The sequence below is a fragment of the Pseudomonas sp. Root562 genome, assembly GCF_001427125.1.
In the GTDB taxonomy this organism is placed as follows: Bacteria; Pseudomonadota; Gammaproteobacteria; order Pseudomonadales; family Pseudomonadaceae; genus Aquipseudomonas.
The window spans coordinates 1-5902 of the sequence record NZ_LMGK01000017.1 but is presented as its reverse complement, the minus strand read 5'-3'; the positions used below and the strand labels follow the sequence as shown (position 1 = coordinate 5902).

Annotated in this window: 6 protein-coding genes and 4 pseudogenes; all 10 read left to right on the top strand. The window is 49.0% G+C overall.

Going from position 1 to position 5902, the window contains the following annotated elements; genetic code table 11:
- Positions 1 to 51 precede the first annotated feature (51 nt).
- Positions 52 to 239, top strand: a pseudogene (locus tag ASD60_RS28330) (RHS domain-containing protein); the annotation flags it as partial.
- A gap of 1 nt (position 240) precedes the next feature.
- Positions 241 to 827 (top strand): annotated as a pseudogene (locus ASD60_RS29880) (RHS repeat-associated core domain-containing protein); the annotation flags it as partial.
- An 84-nt stretch (positions 828 to 911) separates the two neighbouring features.
- Complete coding sequence (locus ASD60_RS29875; protein WP_201783978.1) at positions 912 to 1178, top strand: HNH endonuclease; 267 nt, start codon at positions 912 to 914, stop codon at positions 1176 to 1178.
- Between the two features lie 55 nt (positions 1179 to 1233).
- Positions 1234 to 1725, top strand: a complete 492-nt coding sequence (locus ASD60_RS13655; RefSeq protein WP_056854513.1) for an SMI1/KNR4 family protein — start codon at positions 1234 to 1236, stop codon at positions 1723 to 1725.
- Between the two features lie 273 nt (positions 1726 to 1998).
- Entirely contained in the window at positions 1999 to 2418 is a 420-nt protein-coding gene (locus ASD60_RS13650; RefSeq protein WP_056854512.1) for an NTF2 fold immunity protein, read from the top strand.
- A 217-nt stretch (positions 2419 to 2635) separates the two neighbouring features.
- Positions 2636 to 3382: pseudogene (locus ASD60_RS29420) on the top strand (RHS repeat domain-containing protein); the annotation flags it as partial.
- Position 3383: 1 nt separating this feature from the next.
- A partial coding sequence (locus ASD60_RS29415) for an RHS repeat domain-containing protein (protein ID WP_236708456.1) occupies positions 3384 to 4226 on the top strand: 843 nt, incomplete at its 5' end.
- 10 nt (positions 4227 to 4236) lie between these two features.
- Positions 4237 to 4557, top strand: a complete 321-nt coding sequence (locus ASD60_RS13640; RefSeq protein WP_056854510.1) for a hypothetical protein — start codon at positions 4237 to 4239, stop codon at positions 4555 to 4557.
- A 285-nt stretch (positions 4558 to 4842) separates the two neighbouring features.
- The gene (locus ASD60_RS13635) at positions 4843 to 5361 is read left to right on the top strand and encodes an SMI1/KNR4 family protein (RefSeq protein WP_082557586.1); all 519 of its coding nucleotides are present in this window, start codon (positions 4843 to 4845) and stop codon (positions 5359 to 5361) included.
- 272 nt (positions 5362 to 5633) lie between these two features.
- Positions 5634 to 5902: pseudogene (locus ASD60_RS28320) on the top strand (hypothetical protein); the annotation flags it as partial.

The window sequence follows — 5902 nt, the reverse complement described above, 5'->3', positions numbered from 1 at the left end:
GAGGTCGATGGCGTCACCGAGCAGAAGCATTTCCTGTGGCAAGGCTTGCGCATGTTGCGCGAGGAAACGCCGGGGCAGAGCAGCCTGTACATTTACGAGCCGGGTAGTTATGCGCCGTTGGCGCGGGTGGATCAGGCAGAAGGTGAAGCGCAGCAGCTTTACTACTTCCATACCGACCAGATTGGTACGCCGCTGGAGATGACTGACGCGGACGGGAGCATTGTCTGGCAGGCGACGTANTGCGCGAGGAAACGCCGGGGCAGAGCAGCCTGTACATTTACGAGCCGGGTAGTTATGCGCCGTTGGCGCGGGTGGATCAGGCCGAGGGTGAGGAACAGAAGCTTTACTACTTCCACACCGACCAGATCGGTACGCCGCTGGAGATGACTGACCGGGAAGGGCAGATCGTCTGGCAGGCGACGTACAAGGCGTGGGGCTCGCTGGAGCGATTGGACGTCAACGAAGTCGAGCAGAATCTGCGGTTTCAGGGGCAGTATTTCGACGACGAGACGGGGCTGCATTACAACACGTTTCGGTATTACGATCCGGAGGTGGGGCGGTTTGTTACGCAGGACGGGAGCATTGTCTGGCAGGCGACGTACAAGGCTTGGGGAGCGGTTGAGAAGCTGACGGTCAATGAAGTCGAGCAGAACCTGCGGTTTCAGGGGCAGTATTTCGACGACGAGACGGGGCTGCATTACAACACGTTTCGGTATTACGATCCGGAGGTGGGGCGGTTTGTTACGCAGGATCCGATTGGGTTGGATGGGGGGCTCAACCTCTACCGTTACGCCCCTAATACGAACGTTTGGATTGATCCGTGGGGTTGGGCTTTCAAGGGCGTTGACTTTACGGGCTCTCCTGATTTGTTTCCGGTGACCGGTAATCAAAAAAATATCGTTTCAATCACAATGCAGGGTGCGAGAGGACGGGACTTCACCCAGGCATATAAAGAGGCAGGTATCAAAGCTTCGGCAGCCGATGATTATACTTGGCATCACGTTGATGACTTTGATCCGAAAACCGGTAAGACCACTATGCAGTTAGTCAAAACATCAGCCCATGAAGCGACATTTCCACATGGCGGCTCTGTTGCTCAGTTTGAAAAGCATTTCGGTCTACCTTCTGGTTCTTATGGCAATACTGATGCTGTAGGTATCTCGCACTCTAAGGGCTGACTGAATGGGCGGGCTCCGAAAGCTGCCTCTACAACTTGTTAGTAAGGAGACAATGATGGGTGTACTGAAAGTATCGAAGTCCGATCCGGAAGTGAATAGTTCTGATCTCAGTTTGCTGGAGGACGAGATCGGACATACATTGCCTGAAGGCTTTAAAAATTTTTATTTAACTCATAATGGTGGGGTTGCAGATAGAGATTGGTGGGATAGTGGTGATGAATATGAGCCTGTTCGAATAAAGAAATTTAAAGCAGTTGCAGCTAGTGGTGCTTTGGATGCTGCAGAGACAAAATATTTAAGCGGTTGTTATGCAGTGATGACCTCTAAAAATGTGATACCTAAAACATTGCTGCCGTTTGCGACTGACGACGGTGGTAACTTTTTCTGTCTGGATTTGACTGATGGTGATGTGTGTTTTTACGCAACTGACTCCTTTGATTCGAATAGTAGTTATGCCGCCAATCATGCAAAGGCCTATCGTTGGCTCGCAAGTTCATTTGACGCTTTTGTTGAGGGTTTAAAGGACGAATCTGAGATCGACCTGTAAAATCGAAGGCCAGAGGAGCCGTGACAGGGATCGCGATGACCTGCACAGTGAGGCGGACAATGATTGTCATTTTCCGCTTTTTTCAATAACACCGGTCTGGATTAGGGTGTTTTATAAAACCAACTACTAGGGAAGTACTCATCTCAGGCAGCAATCATCCGCAGCCGCTTCAACGGTGACAGGTCAGCTGATCTCCACCTTCCGCCACGGCAAAGGCTTTCTGGTTTATTCTGCTGTTCGCAATTGTATTGTTGTGCTTGGTAGGAGTTTGTTATGGAAAAAGAAGTTTCGGTGGTTGAGGCGTTGAAAGGCTTTATGTCAGAAATGCGAGATTGGGAGACAGCTTTTCGCGATGAGCAGATGAGCCTGATCGATGCGGATAAAGATACGTCTGATTGTGATAAAAAATATGAACCAGAACTTAAGAGAATTCTAACCAAGTTTTCTGTATCGGATGAACGCAGCTGGGCTCGACTGGTAGATCTGGGTTGTGGGTCTCCTCCGACTTATGATCCTGAGAGGGATGTAATAAGTAAGCCTGTTCAAGAAGGCAAAAATTACACTGTGGTTGTCGAGCAAATGGCTAGGCTAAAGGCTGTGTATAAGTTTGTTCTGAAAAATACTGAAAATGGGTGGTTGATAGTGAGAAAAGAAACAAAAAATGGAGATAAATGGAAAAAAGCGGCTCTCTGACCTTCGTATAGAAGACGGTGGAGTATTCTGCTGCACCGTTGGTGCGATATTTTTGTTGCGTATTTAGTTGTTTATCGGTGGTCAAGAATTAGTGGGGATTGAGCCGTTCTTTAAAATTTTAACTGCAGAGTGGTGTAAGGTTTCTTAAGTCACTTTTCTCTATAATCAGAAATTACATGGGACGCATCGGGTCGAGTAATCAAGTGCTTGCGCCGACCAACAGATAAATCACCTGTACTACGGCAGTGGCCACCTGCACCAACTCAACCTCGACGGCCAGCTCATCAGCGACATCGAGCGCGACGACCCGCGACGACCTGCATCGCGAAGTCCTGCGTACACAGGGCAAACTCACCAGTTGTTTTGGCTACGACGCCATGGGCCGCAAAGCCTGGCAATTCGCCTCTAGCTTACCGGCGGAAAAGCTCTCGCAAATTCACAATCCAGGCATCCAGCCCGACCTGCTGGTGGAGCACGCCTACAACCCGATCCATCGCCGTCACCAGTACGACCCGGCTGGCGAGTTGACCCGCACCCTCGACAAACTGCGCGGCGAGATCAAGTACGAATACGAAGCCAACGGCCAGTTGCACAGCCGCGACACCGGCCAGTTGATCGACAGCGAAGAATTCCGCTACGACGCCGCGGCGAACCGACTGAACTTCAACACCAGCCAATTCGACCACGTCAAAGACAACCGCCTCAAGCGCTGGCGAGATCAGGAATATGCCTACGATGCGTGGGGCAATCTGATTGAAAAGCGTAGCGGGATGGGCACGCTGCAGACGTTTGTTTATGACTGTGAGAATCGGCTGGTCCGGGCTGAGACGTTGGTCAACGGAAAGCTGGAGAGTACCGGTGCATATCGGTACGACAGCCTCGGACGGCGGGTTGCCAAGGTTTCAGAGTTCAAGGGTAAAACCGAGCAGAAGCATTTCCTGTGGCAAGGTCTGCGGATGTTGCGNTATCGGTACGACAGCCTCGGACGGCGGGTTGCCAAGGTTTCAGAGTTCAAGGGTAAAACCGAGCAGAAGCATTTCCTGTGGCAAGGTCTGCGGATGTTGCGTGAGGAAAGTCCGGGGCAGAGCAGTCTGTACATCTACGAGCCGGGCAGCTATGCGCCGCTGGCGCGGGTGGATCAGGCAGAAGGTGAAGCGCAGCAGCTTTACTACTTCCACACCGACCAGATCGGTACGCCGCTGGAGATGACTGACCGGGAAGGGCAGATCGTCTGGCAGGCGACGTACAAGGCTTGGGGGGCGGTTGAGAAGCTGACGGTCAATGAAGTCGAGCAGAACCTGCGGTTTCAGGGGCAGTATTTCGACGACGAGACGGGGCTGCATTACAACACGTTTCGGTATTACGATCCGGAGGTGGGGCGGTTTGTTACGCAGGAGGGTTACAATCTCTACAGCTATGCTCCAAACACGACTGCATGGTCTGATCCGTGGGGATGGGAATGTATACCAAACAAAGTGGCCGGCTCTGCTCGAGAAGCTAGGGCCAAAGCAATATTCGAGAAACGTTACGGTAAGAAAAACGTTCTCAGTGAAAGATATCTGCGAACTGCTGATGGAAAAATTGCAAAGGATCCGCTTACTGGCGAAGGGCGTCGGCTCGACTTCGTCGTCAAAAATTCAGATGGCTCCGGTACTGCCAAGGAGATCACTAGCCTTACGGCGGATAAAACTGGGCAACTCCTCAAGGAAGACCGGATTAGAGAGGCAGGTGGTATTTTTGTAAGGGATCCAGGGACGAAAAAGCTTATTGAAGTTTCTGATGTGTCTACTGTTATACGAGCAAAATAGAGGTATTATTGTGGCTGATTTAAATTTTACGTTATGTAGTGTTCCTATGCTGCTTGGCCGAAACAAAAGCAAAGAATACCAAGAACGAATGATCTTAAAGCTCGCAGTGTTGCTGGGCTTTTTAAAAGGCAATAATCTCATATTTACTAATCCTTTTAAATTGGATGGAAGTTTGGATCTTGAGTATATTTTGAAAAAAAACGATGCTGCGCCTGAATGTGTTGAGCTTTTCAAGAAGGTAATTCCTGGCTGGTTCTCTTATTTAGATAAAGGAGGTGATATAAATAATACAAATCGACTTTCGCAGGGCTTGAAAAAGCTAACTTCTTAGTCGATTTAGTTAATTTTTGAGTGGTATCGCGAATGTTGCTATTTTATTGATCGCTAAACCAGTTTTTAACAGTGGTTACAAGCAAAAGGCGAGCTGGTCTGCTCGCCATTATTCTAGGTGGAATGATATATATATTAGATTGGAAGTACGTACAGGCTATATTTAATAAGTTGTTTGAGAGAAATCGCGCCTGCCGGCGGAAAACTCTCGCGCATCCACAACCCCGGCATCCAGCCTGCATCACCATGAAAATATGGAATCCACATGCTAAAGGTGAGGTGTAGTATGCCAATAGTATATAAGCCAGGTTTAAAATCTGTAGATGTCGATTATATTGAGGCGGAAATTGGTAGGGCGTTTCCAATTGAGTATAGAGAGTTTTTATGTAAGATGAATGGATTTTATTTGACGGCGCCTGATTACGCCCAGATACCGTTAAGTGCTGTTGATGAGGGAGTTATAAGTTTTGATCGGTTTTTTGGGCTTTTACCTGGGGAAGATTGTAATGATGTAATTTGTTTTAATAAGGAGTTTGTTGAGGAGCTTGAGTTTCTCGACGAGGCTGTGGTTATCGGCGAGGATGGAGGAGGTAATCCCTATGTAATGGTTGGCAAGCGTGGTGAACAAGGTATTTATTATTGGGATAGAACCCATCTTCATGAGTCTGATTTAAAGAATGATTTTGATATCCCGGAGCAAAATGATTGTGGGAATTTGTTTTTTGTCGCTGGGAGCTTTACTGAGTTTTATAATTTGCTTATTAAATATGTGGGGGGTGCGCCGGTTTTCATAGAGGATATTTAATTTTTTTGCCATTCCAGACGCTGGTTGTGTATGAAATATTAGCAGTTCGATCAATGGGCAGGGTGAAGGGTGCAAAAAAAATGGGGTGATGAGTTCGGTGCGGCAATATGTATGTTTAAGGGGTAAATATGCAAGGCATGGCTACATGGCTTCTATATTGCGAAATACGCCATTGAATATAGATGTGGGGGGCGTTTTAATTAGATGATCGAGCAATTTATCACGCTCTTTAAAAGTCTGGATTAATAAGTGTACGGCATTCGTCTTGCTGCCGGGTTCTACGCACCGCCCGGGGCCTGCCGAGCAGCCGCCAGGACGCCAAGGGCCAGCGCATCCGCTACGAATACGACGCGGCGATTCGCCTGACTGCGCTGATCAACGAAAACAACGCGGCGTACCAATTCGCCTACGATGCGTCCGACCGGCTGATCGAAGAAAAACGGATCGACAACCTGACCCGGCGCTTCAGCTACAACCTGGGCGGGCATCTGACCCAGGTCGACGAAACCGGCTACGGCGAACGCGGCGAGCGGCCACAACG

Excerpts from the sequence above, each read along its gene's own strand:
- ASD60_RS29875 (WP_201783978.1), top strand. The coding sequence starts at position 912 with ATGCAGGGTGCGAGAGGACGGGACTTCACCCAGGCATATAAAGAGGCA.
- ASD60_RS13635 (WP_082557586.1), top strand. The coding sequence starts at position 4,843 with ATGCCAATAGTATATAAGCCAGGTTTAAAATCTGTAGATGTCGATTAT.
- ASD60_RS13655 (WP_056854513.1), top strand. The coding sequence starts at position 1,234 with ATGGGTGTACTGAAAGTATCGAAGTCCGATCCGGAAGTGAATAGTTCT.
- ASD60_RS13650 (WP_056854512.1), top strand. The coding sequence starts at position 1,999 with ATGGAAAAAGAAGTTTCGGTGGTTGAGGCGTTGAAAGGCTTTATGTCA.